13 protein-coding genes are annotated in these 13757 nt (G+C 55.5%); 3 read left to right on the top strand and 10 right to left on the bottom strand.

From position 1 onward, the window contains the following. Positions 1–69: 69 nt before the first annotated feature. The 3 genes from WA318_RS13685 to WA318_RS13675 all read right to left on the bottom strand — a co-directional run bounded on the left by WA318_RS13685 (position 70) and on the right by WA318_RS13675 (position 5150). Positions 70–3273 carry an efflux RND transporter permease subunit gene (locus tag WA318_RS13685; RefSeq protein ID WP_336081933.1) on the bottom strand — a complete coding sequence of 1068 codons (3204 nt, stop codon included), beginning with the start codon at positions 3271–3273 and terminating at the stop codon, positions 70–72. A gap of 23 nt (positions 3274–3296) precedes the next feature. After that, complete coding sequence (locus WA318_RS13680; RefSeq protein ID WP_114098577.1) at positions 3297–4466, bottom strand: efflux RND transporter periplasmic adaptor subunit; 1170 nt, start codon at positions 4464–4466, stop codon at positions 3297–3299. 99 nt (positions 4467–4565) lie between these two features. Beyond that, on the bottom strand, positions 4566–5150 hold the full coding sequence (locus WA318_RS13675; protein WP_114098578.1) for a PadR family transcriptional regulator: 585 nt from the start codon (positions 5148–5150) through the stop codon (positions 4566–4568). Positions 5151–5557: 407 nt separating this feature from the next. On the opposite strand from WA318_RS13675, the gene WA318_RS13670 reads away from it, so the two are divergent. Together WA318_RS13670 and WA318_RS13665 are read left to right on the top strand one after the other, a co-directional pair. Next, a complete protein-coding gene (locus WA318_RS13670) occupies positions 5558–6910 on the top strand; it encodes a helix-turn-helix domain-containing protein (protein WP_336081929.1) in 1353 nt (450 codons plus the stop codon). Between the two features lie 45 nt (positions 6911–6955). Further along, positions 6956–7627, top strand: a complete 672-nt coding sequence (locus tag WA318_RS13665; protein ID WP_336081927.1) for a methyltransferase family protein — start codon at positions 6956–6958, stop codon at positions 7625–7627. A 55-nt stretch (positions 7628–7682) separates the two neighbouring features. Here WA318_RS13665 and WA318_RS13660 read toward each other — a convergent pair whose 3' ends face one another. The 7 genes from WA318_RS13660 to WA318_RS13630 form a co-directional block, all read right to left on the bottom strand. Then, positions 7683–8012: a hypothetical protein gene (locus tag WA318_RS13660; RefSeq protein ID WP_114098676.1), complete on the bottom strand. Its 330-nt coding sequence runs from the start codon at positions 8010–8012 to the stop codon at positions 7683–7685. Positions 8013–8301: 289 nt separating this feature from the next. After that, positions 8302–8586, bottom strand: coding sequence for a hypothetical protein (locus tag WA318_RS13655; RefSeq protein WP_114098581.1), 285 nt, complete (start codon positions 8584–8586; stop codon positions 8302–8304). 126 nt (positions 8587–8712) lie between these two features. Further along, positions 8713–8886 carry a hypothetical protein gene (locus WA318_RS13650; protein ID WP_336081924.1) on the bottom strand — a complete coding sequence of 58 codons (174 nt, stop codon included), beginning with the start codon at positions 8884–8886 and terminating at the stop codon, positions 8713–8715. A gap of 258 nt (positions 8887–9144) precedes the next feature. Further along, positions 9145–9927 (bottom strand): 7-carboxy-7-deazaguanine synthase QueE, encoded by a 783-nt coding sequence (queE, locus tag WA318_RS13645; RefSeq protein ID WP_336081922.1) that lies wholly within the window; start codon positions 9925–9927, stop codon positions 9145–9147. Continuing rightward, a complete protein-coding gene (gene queD / locus WA318_RS13640; protein ID WP_114098584.1) occupies positions 9924–10280 on the bottom strand; it encodes a 6-carboxytetrahydropterin synthase QueD in 357 nt (118 codons plus the stop codon). The genes queE and queD overlap by 4 nt, the downstream gene beginning before the upstream one ends. A 154-nt stretch (positions 10281–10434) precedes the next feature. Continuing rightward, entirely contained in the window at positions 10435–11187 is a 753-nt protein-coding gene (gene queC / locus WA318_RS13635) for a 7-cyano-7-deazaguanine synthase QueC (protein ID WP_336081918.1), read from the bottom strand. 180 nt (positions 11188–11367) lie between these two features. Further along, positions 11368–12216 carry a class I SAM-dependent methyltransferase gene (locus WA318_RS13630; RefSeq protein ID WP_336081916.1) on the bottom strand — a complete coding sequence of 283 codons (849 nt, stop codon included), beginning with the start codon at positions 12214–12216 and terminating at the stop codon, positions 11368–11370. A 138-nt stretch (positions 12217–12354) separates the two neighbouring features. On the opposite strand from WA318_RS13630, the gene WA318_RS13625 reads away from it, so the two are divergent. After that, on the top strand, positions 12355–13752 hold the full coding sequence (locus WA318_RS13625) for a hypothetical protein (RefSeq protein WP_336081914.1): 1398 nt from the start codon (positions 12355–12357) through the stop codon (positions 13750–13752). The last annotated feature ends 5 nt before the right edge of the window (positions 13753–13757 follow it).

Raw genomic sequence — 13757 nt, 5'->3', positions numbered from 1 at the left:
CCCCTCGGGGGAGGGGGCCGGTGTAACCGCGCGGCGGGGTCGGGGGAAAAGTCGCGCGGCTATTCTGTTCTAGGCGTTCGGATCGTGCTGGGTCTTGTTGGCACGTCCCGTCCAGACGCTGACAAGCGACCTGATCCATGGGCCAAAGCCGCGGAACTTGCCGCCAAGCTTGTGACGCATCATCAAGGCGCAGGGCGTAAAGATCAGTGTCAGTGCCGTGGCAAAGGCCAGACCGAATGCGATGGATGTCGAAAGCTGTACCCACCACTGGGTCGACGGTGCGCCAACCGAAACCGCACGGGCAGCGAAGTCGATATTGATCTGAAGTACCATCGGCACCAGACCAAGAATGGTCGTCACCGTCGTCAGCATCACCGGGCGCAAACGTTGTGCGCCGGTTTGAAGAATGGCGGCTTCGATGCTGCCTGCTGTGTGTTTAAGCCGGTCAAAGGTATCGATCAGAACGATATTGTTGTTCACAACGATACCGGCCAGCGCAACCACCCCGATCCCGTTCATCACAATCGAGAAAGCTTGTCCTGTAATCATCAGACCAAGGAACACGCCCGCCGTTGACATGATAATCGCGATCATGATCAGAAGCGAACTTGTGATGCTGTTGAACTGGGTGACCAGAATGATGAACATGATGAAAAGTGCGACAGTAAAGGCATTCACAAGGAATTCTGCTGACTTCTTCTGTTCTTCATCCTGACCTTTGAATTCGACCGACACGCGCGGATCAATTTCAAGGGTGCTCATCCATGCCTTGACCTCGCCAAGCTTGGTATCGACCAGAATCCCATCCTGAACGTCTGCCTTGACGGTGAGCGCGCGGCGGCTGTCAACGCGGGTCAGTGTTCCGGTTTTGGGTTTCGGGGTCCGCGAGATGAAGTTTGCAAGCGGCACCAGACCCTTTTCGGTAACGATCTGAAGGTTTTCAAGCTCGTCAAGCGACCGGTAACGCGCCGGATAACGGCCGACAATATCGATTTCCTCGGTCGAATCATCCGGGCGATAGGTCGAGAAATTGATCCCGTTGGTCACCAGTTTGACGACATTGCCGATCTGGTTGATATCAGCCCCGAATTTAAGCGCCTGGGCACGGTCGACTGTGTATTCCCAGTCAATGCCCGGGGGCGACTTGCCGTCTTCGAAGTTATACATACCCCCCATGTCCTGCAGGCCGGTCAACAGCATGGTTGCTGTTTGATCAAGCAGTTCGGGATAGAAGGATCGCAGCTGGATCTGGATATCCTTGCCTTGTGGCGGACCTGCTTCCTGGGCACGTACTTCGATCTGAATACCGGCAAGATCGGCCGTATCTTCGAGAATGCGTTTTTCAATCTCGGTTGCCTTCGGGCGGGTCTGCCAGTCAGCATATTCAAGTTGAACCACCCCGATGACATCCTCGGGGGCTTCGTTGCCACCGGCACTTTTGCCCGACCGGGCATAGACCGTGTCAAACCAGTTCTCGCCTTCATGATGGGTATCAAGGGCAAGAATACGGTCTTCGACTTCCTTAAGCAGCGCATCCTGTTCGTAATAGGACAGGTTGCCGCGTGCGCGGACCTGAACAACAGCGACCTCAGGTTCTACTGCCGGGAAGAATTCAACACCCTTGCCAAGTTTGCCAAAGGCACCCCAGACAACGATCAGTACGATAAAGGCCAGTGGTACAATCAGCCAATAGAAACGAAGCGACCCCTTAAGGATGCGAACATAAAGGCCGGTACCGCCCGTGACCTTGTCAATGTCATCGGCATGATCTGCGGCGATGGCTTCAAGGCTTGCATTGTTTTCGCTGCCCGGTTTGCCAAACCATGCACCCACAGTTGGTACAAAGATCAGGGCCATGGCAAGCGACGCACTAAGCGTAAACAGTACCGTAATCGGCAGGAATTTCATGAATTCGCCGACGATATCGGGCCAGAAAGCCAGTGGCAGGAAGGCTGCAAGGGTGGTTGCGGTCGATGCGATGATCGGCAAAGCCATGCGTTTGGCCGCCAGCGGATAGGCTTTCTTGCGGTGCATGCCCTCGATCATTTTGCGATCGGCATATTCGGTGACAACAATCGCGCCATCAACCAGCATCCCGACCGCAAGGATCAGACTGAACAGAACAACGATATTGACCGTCATGCCCAGCGCCCAAAGGATCAGGATCGCTGTCAGGAAGGAGCCCGGAATGGACAAACCAACCAGCAGTCCCGACCGCCATCCAAGCGACCAGATGACAACCACCATCACCAGAAGGATCGCAAGGATCACGCTGTTCTGAAGATCAGACAGCATGGTGCGGATATCAGATGATTTATCCTGCGAATAACTGATTGTCAGGTTCGGCGGGAAAGCCTGCTGAGCCTCGGCTGTGGTGGCCTTGATCGCATCAATCACCTCGATGATGTTTTCGCCAACACGTTTTGAAACCTCGATCGCAATCGCCGGTTCGCCATTAAGGCGCGCAAAGCTTGTTGCATCCTTGAATGTCCGGCGGACATCGCCGATATCGCGGAACCGGATGACAGAATCCCCGTCCACAATCAGCGGCATATCAAGAATGTCATTCACGCTTTCAAAAAGGCCGGGGACCTTGATGTTAAAGCGCCCGGTACCGGTATCAACAGCACCTGCTGCAACCAGCGAGTTTGAGCTGCGCACCAGTGATACAATATCGATCCCGTTCAGGCGATAGGTCTCGACCTTCATCGGATCAATAACGAATTCGACAAGTTCCTCGCGGTCACCGGCCAGTTTGGCTTCCAGAACCGCCGGGATGCCTTCGATTGAATCCTTAAGATCACGCGCCATACGCAAGAGCGCACGTTCGGGCACGTCCCCGGACAGGGTGACAACCAGAACCGGGAACAGCGACAGGTTGACTTCGTGAACTTCGGGATCGTCGGTTTCTTCGGGCAGTTCGGACTTGGCAATGTCAACGCGTTCGCGAACATCTGCCAATGCCTCGTCGATCTCGACATCTGAATAGAATTCAAGCGTTACCGATGCCCCGTCCTGATAGGACTGCGAGCTCATTTCCTTGACACCCTCGATGGAGCGCAATTCCTGTTCCATCGGACGCAAAAGAAGGCGTTCAGCGTCTTCGGGCGATATGCCATCATGATGCATGGTGACATACAGTACCGGGATCTGAACATCCGGATCGGCTTCCTTGGGGATGGTGTTATAGCCAACCCAGCCAGCTGCAAGCAGCAGGACCAGAACCAGAATGACGGTGCGCGACCTGTGTAACGCGTGATCAATCAGGGACATTTTCTATCTCCTCATGCACGCGCTTATTGCGCGGTCCGTTCCGAAATTGTCGTACCGTTTTCCCCATCGATTGATGCGGGATCGGGTGCTATCGGAAGACCGGCCTCGTCGGTTTCAAGATGGACAACATTCACAAGTGCCCCTTCCTTGACCCAGTCATGACCGACCACGATCAGTTCGAATTCCTGTGGCAGGCCGCCAATCCAGACGCGTTCACGCGAGCCGCCCTGAAGTTCGACCGGAAGGAAGTCAACCTTGTTGCCATCGGTGATGGCGCGCACGCCCAGCTCACCGTCATCATTAAGGGTCAGAACAGATGGCAGAACCTGATGGGCACGCTTGGTGCCAACCGGAATTTCAAGTTCGGCCGTCATGCCATCGGGGATTTTCAGATCGGCATTGTTGATTTCGACCTCAACCCGGAAGGTACGGGTATTGTTGTCAGATACCCGCGCGGTGTAACGCACAATCCCGTCATAGCGGGTGCCGTCATAAAGCGATACGGATGCCAGCTGACCAAGTTCGATGGCGCTGATCGAATGTTCGGGGACCTGGGCTACAACCAGCATCGGGTCAGCTTGGATCATGGTTGCAACCGGATCACCAATCGACAGAAGATCACCGATCTCGGCCGGGCGATTTTCGACAATGCCATCAAACGGAGCGCGAATTTCGGTATTGTTCAGTTCGGTCCGGGCAATGGTCAGATCTGCCTTGGCTTCTTCAAGCAGCGCAAGTGTCTGGGCAACGCCGGTTTTGGAACGATAATTTTTCGCGGCCAGACTTTTGGCTGCCGAATGTTCAAGTTCACGCTGGGCAACAAGGGCACGGGCCTTTTCCACACGTGCCTGACGATCATCGACGGACAGCTTGGCAATCAGATCGCCTTTCTTGACGGTCTGCCCCTTGGTCGCGCCGATTTCGGTTACGCGGGCCTCTGTCTCGGCGCGGATTTCAACAGAAATCACCGCTTCGGTACGGCCCGAAATGCGCAGATAATCAACGTGATCAACCGCCTTGCTGGTGATGGTGCGGACACTCGCACGCGGCTTGGCTGTCTGTTCGTCAGCTTGCGCTGCCTGTTGTTCGGACGTGTTCGCGGCCTCTGCGGGATCATCCCCGAGATAGGCGCTGCCGACCCAAACAACGGTCCCCAAGACCAGAAGGATTGCGATCAGGCGTGAAGCGTTCATGTTCTTTCCCTCAAATATTCCGTCGGCGGAATGTGTTTTTGGCGCTTTTGCAGGCACGTCTTTTTGCGTGTTTATTCAAGACAATTCAGGGCTTCCCGATCACGGTTTGCGTGCCTTGAAATCTCGCAGTTCATCAAGCAGACCCTGTTTGTTTTCACGGATGAATTTCAGGGTTGCCTCGCACATGGCCTGTCCCAGACCGGCGACAAAACAACATCCCGGTTTCGGGGCCCCGTTTTCATCGCGGCCATAGGTCGACATGGTTCCGGGCTTGTCGTCATTTTCCGGGTCGATCTGATGGCTCATCAATTCATGACGGGCGGCAAATTCATCAATCAGGGCTTCGGTCAGTTCTATCGGCATCTCTTCGGCGAAGGTCAGCATGAACAGAATGTCGGAACGGTAACGGTCCTCGGCCGGGCGCGTTTGCAAAAGCGTGCGCAGGAATGTGCGCCGTCCCTCGGAGGTCAGTTGATAGACCTTTTTATCGGGACGGTTTTCCTGCTCATGCTCGACAAAGGTCACAAGACCGTCTTGCGTCAGTTTGGTCAGTGCCGGGTAAATCGAGCCAAGCGATGCAATCTGAAAATGGCTGAAGGTGCCATCTTCGAACATCTTCCGGATTTCATATCCCGTTGCCTCGCCGCCCATTAGAGCGCCCAGACAAAGTGTGCGTACGTCCATCTTCTGTTCTGTGTCCTTGTTTCTTCCCCCGAACTGAATGCGAACTGGCGGGGGAAGCTGCCAGTTTCGCTATATCAGTTCGATATATGTCGGAATATCATATATCAATTCGATACAGTCAATCGATTATGATAGAAATTTTTATGACGCTGCCTCTACCGGGACGATTATGGAACCCGATTTGTTACGGATCGGATCATCCAGTTTTGGTGACAGGCGTCTGGTAACCAATCTGGCGAAAAGTGCGGATGGTTGCGTCCGTTTGTGCATAGTCGGACGCCTTTTATGTCCGACTGTGTCTATTGAAACGGTATAGTTGGTTCGGACAGGCAAAGTCCGGGCAAGATGTAGCCAGAAAAAGCAGGTGGTGATTTAAGATGGTGGTCGGGTTTCCCGAAATTTTTGACATGACGATTTCCGTGATCGGCGTGATGCAGGGCATTTTCCTGTGTCTGTTGCTACGGTCCGAAGGTGTAGGGGCCTTCGCGGCAAACCGCTGGATGATGCTTTTTCTGGCCGCAGTCATGGTCAATCTGCTCGAAGATATCGGTGAAGTTTTCCTGAACGGTGCAAGCAAGGATGTGTTGCTGGTATTCTTTTTTCCCGCCAATTTCCTGATTGCTCCGGCGATTTATCTGTATTTCCGGGAAATTTCGGGCACGCCATCGCAGCGGCCATGGGGGCATTTCCTGTTGGCCGGGCTGATCTTCAATCTGATGTTATGGTTGCTGACGGTCGGGGGGCTGGACAGTCTTGAAGACGCAGATGCGGCGGCAGGACAGTTGTCGACAGGTTATCTGAGTATTCTGATTGCCGGGATCAGGGTGTTTTGCTGGCTTGCGATTCTGACGCAGTCATCGCTCTATATCTGGCTGATCTGGCGTGTGTCGCGGCGTTATTTCCGGAAGACCCAGGAACAGCTGGGTGCAGACCGGCAGGCAATGCAACGCTGGATCACGGTGATCCTTGGCGGGGTGAGCCTGATGTTCGTTACCGTATTGATCGGCAAGATCGCGGGTCTTTATCTGCCCGACAGGATGGAAATGACCGGGGTCGGGATTGCAATTGTGCTGGTGCTGTTTGCCATGAGTTATGTGATCGCGACGCAGCCCACACTATTTGTCCTGCCGGACTGGCCGGGCGATATGGCTGATGCTGACTCCGATGCCATTGCGACGGGAACATCAACCCCGGTATCGAACAGAAGTTCGGATAGTCTGTCGAACAGCATGTCGGGCGAAGAAAATACGCTATCTGATCGGGAAAACCCGGGCGACATGCGCGGGAGTGTCGCACGCCCGCTTCTGGATGAAGACGGGGTGAGGGCGGCTGTCGCACGGCTTTCGGCCATATACAAGCAGCGGGAAATATTGCTCGACCCGCTGGTCTCGCTTCCGAAACTGGCAAAGGCGGTTGGGATTACCCCCAACCAGCTATCCTATGTGCTCAACCGGCATGTCGGGCAAAGTTTCTTTGATTTCGTCAATAGTGCCCGGATCGAGGAGGCCCATGCGGTACTGTTGCTTGAACCTGATCGGACGATCCTTGATATCGCGCTCAGTGTCGGCTTCAATTCGAAATCGACCTTTAATCTGGCTTTCAAAAAGATCACGGGCGAAACGCCCAGTGCCGTGCGCGAAGCCGCCAGAGACAAGTATCTGTCAAATCGGGAAAGCAACAGGGGCGATGCATCGGGCACTGCGTCCGAAGCTGCATCCGAACGACCGGATGCGCAGCACAGGACGTCAGACGCGGTCTGACAGGAATAGGGTTCCTGTATCACAACCAGATACAGGGTGCCCTGAATGTCCGAACCGAATATCTCCCGTCTTCCTGACAGTTCCGAACCGGCTATCAGGATTGGTTACGACGATCTGCAAAATGTCCAGCGCCGCCGAAAGCGGGTCATTCGTCTTGGCGTGCTGGTCCTTTTGGTTTTGGTCGGTGGAAGCGGGTCTGTTCTGGCACCTGACAGCCCGCTTCATGATTTGATCGAGGGGGCTGGCGTCGGGGCAATTGCCATTTGCATTTTCGGTCGCGGCTGGTGTTCGCTTTATATTGGCGGGCGCAAGAAAACCGAACTGGTAACAAGCGGACCCTATTCCCTATGTCGCAACCCGCTTTATGTCTTTAGCATCATCGGGGCGTTTGGCGCGGGACTGCAAACCGGAAGCCTGAGTATCGGGTTTATTTTTGCGGTGGCTGGCTGGCTTGTGTTTCGCGGTGTTGTCATCCGCGAAGAAAGACTTCTGGCTGAACGGTTCGGTGTTATGTACGCGCGCTATCGCAACTATACGCCGCGTTTCCGTCCTGCATGGTATCGCTGGCGTGATGAGGTTGACCTTGTCTGCAAACCGGCCCTGTTTTTAACGACCACACGCGATGCATTGTGGTTCTTGATGGCAATACCGGTGTTTGAAGCGGTGAAAATGATGCAGTCCATGGGGTGGCTGACACCGGTGATCCGGCTGCCTTGAATGCCGGAAACACCCGATCAGGCGGAAGGGATGCGCTGGGACGCTTACCTGTTGTTCAGGCGGCTGTGTCTTCTGATACGCCGCCAAAGGATTTGATCATCCGGTTACGTTCATCTTCGCGTAGTGGATCGGAATCAAGGGCAAGGGCTGCTTCGAGTTCCTGGGGCATGACTGTCAGGCTTTTGATCCCCTGTGCCAGATCTTCCTCGGACCAGAGATGAAGCTGGCATTCCAGTTTGATATAGCTGCGCGTTGCGGCTTCGATATCAAGCTTTTCAAGTGTATCGACTTCATATTCACCCGCGCGAAGCAGTCCGTCGTGGCAAGACAGGTGGAACGGATGAAAGAACGTCACCGTGCGATGGGTTGTGCGGGTAATGCTCATGATCATGGCTCCTTCGAGCATCCGGAAGATGATCGTTCTCGGGGCTGATCTGGTTTTTATTGTGATATCGCACCCGTCGGGCGATCAATCCGGCCATGGGCCGAACTTTCCGGCTGTTAAACCAGGCGCTTCTGCCCCGGATTTGCTCATCACCACGGGGGTATATGGCGAAGCGCCATAGCCGTTTTGCGATCCTTCGTTGAAACGGCTGATGTCTTATATATGGGATGGTTGCAGGCAAAGGGCAAATTGCCCCCGAAAAGCGGCCTGTATGCAGGTCGATGACGGATTAGTGGATATCAGGACCCGCTTCCTGTTCACCATCCTTTGAAAGTGCCAGATCAAGATCAATCGGATTGACGTTCAGGATACGGTCAACCAGCATCCCGTTCAGCTTTGCCTTAAGGTGAAGTTCCGTCGATACCCGGCGATAGACGGTAAATGAAATGCCTTCGACCAGTTCTTCGGTGGTTTCAACAACATAGCTGCCGGACGGGAACAGATCGTTAAACCCCTTGAGATGAAACGGATGGTCAAAGGTTACTGTTTTTTGTGAGGTGCGCTCATGGGACATCGGACAGGCTCTTTTTGATGGTGGAATATGCCCTGCGATGGTGTCTTGCCCCTGGCAAGGTCAGCGTAACAATGCCGCTGCACGAAACAGGGCAGGACGGAGGGTATGACCCCTCCGCGATGCAGGTCAGTCGTTCGCGCCCTGATGGGGGACTGCTGTCGGGGCTTCTGGCCCGGCCGGCTCGGGATCAGGTGCTGGCTCGGCGGTTTTGGCCGGGGATGTCGGGGCGGCTGTAGCAGATAGGGCTTCGGTCTTGTTAGCCGCGTTCGCATGGTCTTTAGAGAAACTGCGAAATGACATGATAAATACTTTCCATATGGCGGCGCAAAATACGCCCGCTTCTTGGAAGTGGTTGTTTTCACGGCAATAGCAAATGCAGGGACACGCATCCATGGATGGCAAAACCCTGATGCCCATGAAAAGGATCAGCTATTTCGCATAAAATATATTTTTCCCGATCCCGCTTTAAATCCCGACATTTGGCGGATTTGAACGCTACCCGGATCTGGAGCTGATCCGGGGTGCGGCATTATCGGTATTGCCGGGAATGGACGGGGATCAAACCCCGCGCAAATTGCCCCAGACATGGACATGCCATTGCGGCAGGACGCGCACGTCAAACCATTTACGTTTGGCAACCTCATCCACCAGCCAGCGATAACGGGCAGTCAGGCCGTCGATATCAACACCGTTCACACCATCGGGATGAGGTTCGGCGGGGGTAGTATTGACCGGCTGCAAACAGACCGGAATGCTAATGTGAAGGTTCCTCACATAATCGGCAAACATCAGATCGGCCTCGTCACGGACCGGGAATTTAAGGGTAATGGCCGGGCCATCCAGCATCCCGCGCGCCTGTGCGGCATCAATGCAGGCGCGAAGGGCGTCGGCCTCAAAGCTGGTCGATGAGCTTGGCGGTTTTGGACTAAGTGTCAGGTAGTCAAGGTCCGCAAACCAGTCCCTGGCGATGCTGCCCTGGGTTTCAATCGCAAAGGTGAACCCTTCCTGTTTGCCCATGGCAATCAGGGTGCCCAGCGGCTGGATCGCCGGATTGCCGCCCGAAAGCGTGATCAGGATCGGCTTGCCACCCGAAAGCCTTTTGACCTCGTCCAGAACCTCGGTCGCAGACATTGGCTTCCAGTCGGCCCGAAAGGCCGGATCGACCGCATAAAGCGTATCGCACCAGGAACAGCGAAAATCACAACCACCGGTGCGCACAAACACGGTCGGCACCCCGATCAGTGCGCCTTCGCCCTGAACGGTGGGACCGAAAATCTCGGAAATGCGGATTTTTCCCCGCTGTTCGGAGATTTCGGCAATCTGGGGATCAAGGGCGGTCATGGACGATATTCCGCCCAGGTTTTCGGCGTTTCGGATACGCGCACCGCCGATACTTCTTCCCAGCGATCATGCGCCCATTCGTAAAAGAACAGGGCAAGCTGTTCTGCGGTCGGATGATCATGGCCCAGAACATCATTGAGGTGCCGGTGATCAAATTCGTCATCAATCAGGCGTTTAAGCGGGCCAAGTTCGCGGTAATCGCGCACAAAACCGCGCGCATCAAGGTTGGCCCCCTTAAGTTCGACCTCGACGATATAGTTGTGGCCATGCAGACGCGAACAGGGATGGTCTTCTTCAAGACCGGCCAGCTGGTGGCTGGCGGAAAAGGCGAATTGTTTGGTGATGGTAAACATCGGTTTTCTTTCGGTGTCTTCATGCCTTGCAGTATGAGCACGCGGATCGAGGTCCGCGCCTTTGCGGGGATGACGGTGCCAGACCAGACAGGTTCACCGCTTATCCGTCACGCCCGCAAAGGCAGGCATCCATGCTGCAAGGAAGTTATAGGGATTACTCGGCCGCGCTGGTGACGCTGGTGGCGCTTTCGCTATTTGCCAGCTGACGTGCACGATGTTCGGCACGGGCCTGTTTCCAGTAATCGCGATCGACATAAACGGTCGGGTCCTTGACGCGCGCCAGTTCAAGCGCCTCGCGCCGCTCGACACAGGTGCCGCACCGTCCGCAATGGGTTTCCCCGCCCTTGTAGCATGACCAGGTCAGATCAACCGGCACGCCAAGGCGACCGGCCTCAAGCGCGATGTCGGCCTTGGAGACATTCACAAACGGGGTATAAAGCTTGACGTCCCTGACCCCTTGAAGCGCATGGTCCTGCATGGCCTGAAACGATTTGATGAAATCGGGGCGGCAATCGGGATAGATGAAATGATCCCCGCCATGAACGGCTGCTGCAACCGCGTCGGCACCGGCACTGGCGGCCGCGCCAAAGGCAACCGCAAGCATGATGGCATTGCGGTTGGGCACCACAGTCACGCGCATGGTTTCTTCGGCGTAATGACCATCGGGCACATCGATATCATCAGAAGTCAGCGACGATCCGGTCAAAAGTGCCCCCACCGGGGTCAGATCAACAATGTGATGTTTGACGCCAAGATCGCGTGCCGTGCGCGCAGCGAAATCGAGTTCCTTTTTATGGCGCTGGCCATAATCGAACGAAATCAGGGAATGGAGCTTGTGCTCGGCTGCAACCTTATAGGCCAGCGTGACGGAATCGAGCCCGCCAGAGCAGACGACAATCGTCTTCATAATCATATGTCTTTCGTGTTTTTAACCTGGTGCTACGACAGGGAAGCGAACATCGCTTCAGGGCGGGCATTTGCCACGCTGTGCTTCAAAAGGCAAGCAAAAATCCACGCATGCAACCATGCGTTACGCGCAGGAATGCTGTGATTTTTATACAATCAGGCGGTAACGGGAATGCGCGTCTCAGGCCCGCTTGGCGCTAAGCACATGAAAACAAATCGGAACCTGAAAATGACCGTCTTCGATATAGGGTGAAAGTGTTTCAAACATCGCCGCATCAATCGCCCCGCGATCCATATCCGATGCGGTGCGCAACACATTGCCAAACAGCATATCCATCTGCGGCTTCCAGAAGGCCACCTTTTCGGGGATGCGCCCGGCCGGGCTATGGGTGGTGGCAGCAATATCGGTAAAGCCCGCATCCTCAAGGCGCATCATCGATTTATCCGGATGGCCAAAGGCAAAGGGATCAAGTCCGGCGCTTTCAAACCCGACGCCAAGGATGTTGCCCAGAACCGCATCCATGGCGGCAAAAAGCGGGTTATCAACCATCGGTGCCCAGACCATATAAACCGCCCGCCCGCCAGAGCGCAAAACCCGGTGGGCCTCGCACAATGCCTGGTCGGGATCCGTGCAAAACATCACGCCAAACCGGCACGACACCACATCAAAGCTTTGATCGGAAAATGGAAGCTTTTCCATATCCGCCGGGATCACCGAAATATTGGTAATGCCTTCCTCGACCGCGCGGGCCGACAGGCCATCACACATTTCCGGCACGATATCGGATGCGGTGACATGACCGCCCGCGTCGCCCAATGCACGGGCAAAGGAAAAGGCAGGCTCGCCAACCCCGGATGCCAGATCAAGCACATCAAGCGGCGCACCAGCGCGCAGTCGCGCCAGACCATCCAGATCAGCCGCCTCAATCATATGACGGTTGATCTTCTCGGCTGCCGGGGCCAGCCGGTCCGCCCAGTTGATCCAGTCTGAGGAGAGGTGGTGCCAGGTGGTTTGTGTCTGTGCGGTCATGGTGTCTCGTTTCTTTGATCTGCTGGCTTTGACAATAGGAGAAATGTCATTTGAAACAAAGGCTGAGTTGATCCTTTGTTGCCCTCACATGCGCAGAGCTTGTCCGTCGATATAAAGTGTCGATGGAGAACATGATGCATGGTCGAAGCACCTGAACAACGCATTACCTTACGGAAAGTTGCCGGATCAGGCATTCTGGTTGCCCTGACCTGTGTTCTCTATGTCGGGTTCGTGGCGATCCTGTTCGCCGGATTTACCGCCGATATCCAGCGGGATTTTCTGGGGCGGGAGCTTGGGGCGTCAACGCCCGGCAAGCTCGAGCGGATTGTTCTTCAAAGTTATCTTGAGGCCGAGTTGCGCCAGGATTTGCGGCGCTCAAAGCGTGATTTGCGTATGCTTGAGGCCGGTTCGGCCGAGGAGATGCGGATCGGGCTTCTGGTGCGCAAGGAGGCGATTGCGGGCTGGTGGGCGGCCTATGACAAATATGCCGGTTTGCGCGATATCGTGATGCGTAACCGCGCGGCCTTTGATCCGGGATTTGTCGCGGGTTTAAGTGATGCGGTCAACCGGGCCTTTGCACTTGTCACGGATCTGGAGGCCTCTGGCTTTGCCAGCGAGGCGGGTGGTGACCCATGGGAAAATACGGTTCCGCTGGGGTTGCTTGATGTGCCGGTCGGCGAGGCAGGCGATGATGCGGAACGCCGGGCGGCTGGTGTTCAGGTCATGGTCGAGTTGCGCAGGGTTCTGGAAGGCCTGCAATTTGGTGCTGATGCCGACCCGGCCTTTGAGGAACAGATCGCGCGCGAGGTCGAAGCTGTGCGTGCGGCGGCCAAGGCGTTTGATGCCAAAAGCGTGCGGGCGCAGATCGAATGGGCCAATATCCGGTCCGGGCAGGACCATGAGGACCGGTTGCGATCCAACCTGACAGCCGAAATTGCCGAGACCAGTCGCGAGATCGAACGCCTTGAGCGCGAAGGCGGGCCGGAATATAGGGCGCTGGTTGCACTTTTTGCCCATCCGGTCGGCAATGCGCTTTTTTACCTTATTCAGTTACCGACCATCATGTTGACCCTTTTGGTGACAATCGCCGCAGGTGGGCTTGGCGCAGTGGTGGCCTTTACCCGCGATAATTTCGCAGCACGCACACAGCCGACTGCCAAGGCCAGCCGCGAGGGCCATGCGAATGAGGATGCGGATCTGGATGTTATTGCACCGGCAGCGATCAGGGACGGGCGGCAGGCACCGGCAAATGGCTGGGCGGCGGTGGCAAGGTTGCTGGTTCTGACCGGCGAGGGGATAGCGGCCGCCATGGCGATATTCCTGTTTACCGAGGCCGGGATGCTGATGTTAACCCAAGGCGGGCCCGATGGCACGGGGCAGGTCGATATCAGCCCCTATCTTGTGACCTTCATGGCCTTTGTTTCGGGCTTTATGGCCGAGGATGCCTTTGCCCGCATCCAGTTTGCCGGAAAGAAAATCTTTCGCGTTACGGTCGATGAGAACGGGGGAAAGGGCCCCGATAATCCAACGGTTTAGGCATC

It is taken from the genome of Thalassospira sp. CH_XMU1448-2, from assembly GCF_037027285.1.
Classification (GTDB): Bacteria; Pseudomonadota; Alphaproteobacteria; order Rhodospirillales; family Thalassospiraceae; genus Thalassospira; species Thalassospira profundimaris_C.
Note: the sequence above shows the minus strand (reverse complement) of the source record. Positions and strands in the feature narration are given on the sequence as shown.

What these genes read in the sequence shown, in the direction of transcription:
- WA318_RS13685 (WP_336081933.1), bottom strand. Translation starts at nt 3,273, where the DNA reads ATGTCCCTGATTGATCACGCGTTACACAGGTCGCGCACCGTCATTCTG.
- WA318_RS13680 (WP_114098577.1), bottom strand. Translation starts at nt 4,466, where the DNA reads ATGAACGCTTCACGCCTGATCGCAATCCTTCTGGTCTTGGGGACCGTT.
- WA318_RS13675 (WP_114098578.1), bottom strand. Translation starts at nt 5,150, where the DNA reads ATGGACGTACGCACACTTTGTCTGGGCGCTCTAATGGGCGGCGAGGCA.
- WA318_RS13670 (WP_336081929.1), top strand. Translation starts at nt 5,558, where the DNA reads ATGACGATTTCCGTGATCGGCGTGATGCAGGGCATTTTCCTGTGTCTG.
- WA318_RS13665 (WP_336081927.1), top strand. Translation starts at nt 6,956, where the DNA reads ATGTCCGAACCGAATATCTCCCGTCTTCCTGACAGTTCCGAACCGGCT.
- WA318_RS13660 (WP_114098676.1), bottom strand. Translation starts at nt 8,012, where the DNA reads ATGAGCATTACCCGCACAACCCATCGCACGGTGACGTTCTTTCATCCG.
- WA318_RS13655 (WP_114098581.1), bottom strand. Translation starts at nt 8,586, where the DNA reads ATGTCCCATGAGCGCACCTCACAAAAAACAGTAACCTTTGACCATCCG.
- WA318_RS13650 (WP_336081924.1), bottom strand. Translation starts at nt 8,886, where the DNA reads ATGTCATTTCGCAGTTTCTCTAAAGACCATGCGAACGCGGCTAACAAG.
- queE (WP_336081922.1), bottom strand. Translation starts at nt 9,927, where the DNA reads ATGACCGCCCTTGATCCCCAGATTGCCGAAATCTCCGAACAGCGGGGA.
- queD (WP_114098584.1), bottom strand. Translation starts at nt 10,280, where the DNA reads ATGTTTACCATCACCAAACAATTCGCCTTTTCCGCCAGCCACCAGCTG.
- queC (WP_336081918.1), bottom strand. Translation starts at nt 11,187, where the DNA reads ATGAAGACGATTGTCGTCTGCTCTGGCGGGCTCGATTCCGTCACGCTG.
- WA318_RS13630 (WP_336081916.1), bottom strand. Translation starts at nt 12,216, where the DNA reads ATGACCGCACAGACACAAACCACCTGGCACCACCTCTCCTCAGACTGG.
- WA318_RS13625 (WP_336081914.1), top strand. Translation starts at nt 12,355, where the DNA reads ATGGTCGAAGCACCTGAACAACGCATTACCTTACGGAAAGTTGCCGGA.